Source organism: Kluyvera intermedia (genome assembly GCF_021440345.1).
GTDB classification, from domain to species: Bacteria; Pseudomonadota; Gammaproteobacteria; order Enterobacterales; family Enterobacteriaceae; genus Kluyvera; species Kluyvera intermedia_A.
Map to the genome: position 1 here is coordinate 1 of NZ_JAKCNS010000123.1, position 3,679 is coordinate 3,679.

Genomic DNA, 3,679 nt, shown 5'->3' on the forward strand with positions numbered 1-3,679 from the left:
GCTCAGCGGCGTCCAGACGCGGTACCAGGTCGGCACGGTATCGATGGTGTTATACACACGAACCATCATCCACACGAACACCACCCCCAGCACCATCGTCACCACCAGCCACAGGCTGCGCAGCGCGCACGACAGCTTATTGGTTACCACCAGTAGCCAGCCAATACCGCCGACCGCAAAGAAGATTGCGCCGCTGGCAATTTCGTTACTCAGCGAGGATGCCCCCACGCGATTCAACGAGTTGAACGCGCGCATCGGCGAACCGAGGTGCAGCGTCGAGGCGATAAAACCAATGCCCATCAGCACCCACAGCGCGAACATACTCAGCACCACGCGCTGCTGTTGCTCACGCGGCAGTTGCCCCTTCATCAGCGCCAGCGCCAGGACGATAAAACCACCGGCCACGCACTGCCCAAAGACCGTAAAGATCATCAGCGGCCATTCATGCCATCCACTTCCCATCTCACACCTCCTTCGGGTTGGCCAGATAGCCGGTTGTGTCGCCGCACGGACGTGCATTGGCGTTGGGTTTAATCACGATACTTGGCTTAGTGAAGTGCGCAGACGGCAACGGGGCCACCGCGGCCAGCTGGCCGTGTTTCTGACGCAGCTCTTCAATCGGGCCAAAGTCCAGCGCGCGCAGCGGGCAGGATTCCACACAGATCGGTTTCTTGCCGTCGGCCACACGCTCATGGCAGCCGTCGCACTTGGTCATGTGACCTTTGGCGGCGTTGTACTGCGGTGCACCGTACGGGCAGGCCATGTGACAGTAGCGGCAGCCGATGCAGACATCTTCGTCCACCACCACGAAACCGTCTTCGCGCTTGTGCATCGCGCCGCTCGGGCAGACCTTGGTACAGGCCGGGTCTTCGCAGTGGTTACAGGCAATCGACAGGTAGTAGGCAAAAACGTTCTGGTTCCAGACGCCGTTGTCTTCCTGCCAGTCGCCGCCCGCGTATTCGTAAATACGGCGGAAGCTGACGTCCGGGGTTAAATTCTTGTAATCTTTACAGGCCAGCTCACAGGTTTTACAACCGGTGCAGCGGGCGGAGTCAATAAAAAAGCCATATTGGGCGGTCATCGATTATTCCTTACGCCTTCTCAACCTGAACGAGGTTGGTATGAGATGGGTTGCCTTTCGCCAGCGGCGATGGCCGTGATGAGGTCAGAATATTGATGGAACCACCATGGTCGACCCGATCGCCGAACATATCGGCCTGCAGCCAGGCTCCCTGCCCCATGGCAGTCACCCCCGGCATAATCCTTGGCGTCACTTTGGCCTGAATAAACAATTGGCCGCGGTCATTAAATACTTTGACCTTGTCACCATTGGCTATTCCACGCGACTTAGCATCAATCGGGTTAATCCACACTTCCTGCTGACAGGCCTGCTGTAAGACATCAATGTTGCCATAGCTGGAGTGGGTTCTTGCCTTGTAATGGAAACCGGTTAACTGCAGCGGGTAATATTGGCGCTGCGGATCGTCCCAGCCTTCAACTTCTGCAGCATAAACCGGCAGCGGATCGATAATATCCCCGGCAGGTAATTCCCAGGTCGATGCAATTTCAGCCAAACGCTGGGAATAGATTTCAATTTTTCCCGATGGGGTTTTGAGTGGATTCGCCTGCGGATCTTCGCGGAAAGAACGATAGGCAACGTAATGCTCTTCCGGGCATTTGCGCTTATAAATTCCTGTTTCTTTCATCTCTTCATAGGAAGGCATATCCGGATTACGCTCACGGGTTTTTTCGAACAGATATTTAATCCATTCATGCTGTGTGCGCCCTTCAGTAAACGTATTCCAGACATCATCCCCCAGACGTTTCGCTATTTCGCTAAGCATCCAGTAAATAGGTTTACGTTCAAATTTCGCGCTGGTGGCTGGCTGCCCTAAAATGACGTAGCCCATATTGCCCGCTGACTCATGCGAGATCAGGTCTTCCTGTTCAGTTGGCATAAGATCGGGTAACAGAATGTCATAATATTTAGCTGACGCCGTAATGAAGTGATCCATCCCGACAATCATTTCACACTTACTGTCGTCTTGTAATATGTCGTGGGTTCTGGCGATATGGCTATTCTGATTGATCAGAGTATTACTGGCGTAGCACCACATGAATTTAATGGGTACATCAAGTTTATCCTTACCTCTGACGCCATCGCGGGTCGCCGTCATTTCAGCCCCGCGCTCAATAGCCTCAGTCCAGGTGAACACGGATATCTGTGTTTTTACCGGGTTTTCCAGCATTGAGAACCACTCAACGCCCAGGTCAAATGTCCCTTCGCGAGCGCCAGAGTTACCACCATTAATTCCGACGTTACCGGTCAGAATGGACAACATGGCAATGGCGCGAGATGCCTGTTCACCGTTAGCGTGGCGCTGTGGCCCCCATCCCTGACAAATATAGGCCGGTTTAGCCGAGCCAATTTCACGCGCCAGCTGAATGATTTTATCCTGCGGGATGCCGGTAATGCGTGAAGCCCATTCAGGGGTTTTCGCGATCCCATCTGGACCGTTTCCCTGGATATAGGCTTTATAATGGGCATTCGGCTGCGCGCCTTCCGGCAGCGTCTTCTCGTCGTAACCGACGCAGTATTTATCAAGGAAGGGTTGATCAACCAGATTTTCAGTAATGAGCACCCAGGCAATACCAGCCGCCAGCGCGCCATCGGTACCGGGACGAATGGGTAACCATTCATCTTCTCGCCCGGCACCGGTGTCGGTGTAACGCGGGTCAATCATGATCATTCGCGCATTTGAGCGTTCACGCGCCTGCTCAACATAATAAGTGACGCCGCCGCCGCTCATTCGCGTTTCAGCCGGGTTATTACCGAACATCACCACTAATTTGGTATTGGCAATATCATCCGGGCTATTGCCATCATTACCACCATATAAATAACTCATCGCGGCGCTAATTTGCGCGGTGCTGTAGCTACCGTAACGGCTTAAATATCCACCGCAGGAGTTCATTAATCGATACGGCACGTTAGAGTTTGTAATATTGCCGCCATCAACCCCAGTGCCATATAAAACGTGCACCGCTTCATTGCCATAATCTTTGAGGGTCTTTTTCAAGCTATTGGCGATGGTATCAAGTGCTTCGTCCCAACTGATTCTTTCAAACTTGCCTTCGCCGCGTTTACCTACCCGTTTCATCGGATATTTAATACGGTCCGGGTGATTCATACGCCGACGAATAGAGCGGCCACGCAGACAGGCTCTGACCTGATGCTGACCATAAATATCTTCACCGGTGGTATCAGATTCAACCCAGTACACTTCATCGTCTTTCACATGTAGTCGCAGCAAGCAGCGGCTGCCACAGTTAACGGTACAGGAACTCCATACCGCTTTTTCTTCTAATTTTGCGGCCTTTTCACTGGCAGCATAGACCTTACGACTAAAAGGTAATGAGAAACCACCGGCCGCAGCAACCAGCCCCGTAGCAGCCCCCGCCTGAATAACTTTTCTTCGACTTACCGGTATTTTTATAAGTTTATCAATTTGCTCATTTGACATTTTTCCGCCCCATACATCCTTGCTTTAGATACAAAAAAGCCGGAAATTATTCCGGCTTTTAAATTTAACTGGCCACTGCCATTCCTACGGTCATATGCAGACCGTAGAACACACCTCGCCCAATCAGCTCTCCAGCCAGCACCAGCACAAAGGCC

3 protein-coding genes and 1 pseudogene are annotated in these 3,679 nt (G+C 52.5%); all 4 read right to left on the bottom strand.

The window, feature by feature from the left end; all coding sequences use genetic code 11:
• A partial coding sequence (locus tag LZ634_RS21645; protein WP_234508800.1) for a DmsC/YnfH family molybdoenzyme membrane anchor subunit occupies positions 1-462 on the bottom strand: 462 nt, incomplete at its 3' end.
• 1 nt (position 463) lies between these two features.
• Positions 464-1,081 carry a DMSO/selenate family reductase complex B subunit gene (locus tag LZ634_RS21650; RefSeq protein ID WP_234508801.1) on the bottom strand — a complete coding sequence of 206 codons (618 nt, stop codon included), beginning with the start codon at positions 1,079-1,081 and terminating at the stop codon, positions 464-466.
• A gap of 10 nt (positions 1,082-1,091) precedes the next feature.
• Positions 1,092-3,497, bottom strand: a complete 2,406-nt coding sequence (gene ynfF, locus LZ634_RS21655) for a selenate/tellurate reductase subunit YnfF (RefSeq protein ID WP_234508802.1) — start codon at positions 3,495-3,497, stop codon at positions 1,092-1,094.
• 91 nt (positions 3,498-3,588) lie between these two features.
• A pseudogene (locus LZ634_RS21660) lies at positions 3,589-3,679 on the bottom strand (dimethyl sulfoxide reductase); the annotation flags it as partial.